General features: G+C 64.3%; 1 pseudogene. It reads right to left on the minus strand.

From position 1 onward, the window contains the following. Positions 1 to 21: 21 nt before the first annotated feature. Positions 22 to 230: pseudogene (locus AAEZ10_RS27840) on the minus strand (NAD(P)H:quinone oxidoreductase); the annotation flags it as partial.

Below are 230 nucleotides of genomic sequence, written 5' to 3' on the forward strand. Positions count from 1 at the left end.
GCGTAGGTACTGCGTCGTTCGTCAGCCCTTGAGCTTGCTGGTGATCTTCGCCACGTGCTCGCCCTGGTAGCGCGCGATGGCCAGTTCCTTTTCCGAAGGCTGACGCGAGCCGTCGCCGCCGGCGATGGTCGTGGCGCCGTAGGGCGTGCCGCCGTTGGTTTCGGAGATGTCGAAGAACTCGCTGATGCCATAACCGGTCGGCACGATAACCATGCCGTGGTGTGCCAGGG

This window comes from Pseudomonas sp. H26/SER47-MNA-CIBAN-0231 (assembly GCF_040310465.1).
Classification (GTDB): Bacteria; Pseudomonadota; Gammaproteobacteria; order Pseudomonadales; family Pseudomonadaceae; genus Aquipseudomonas; species Aquipseudomonas atacamensis.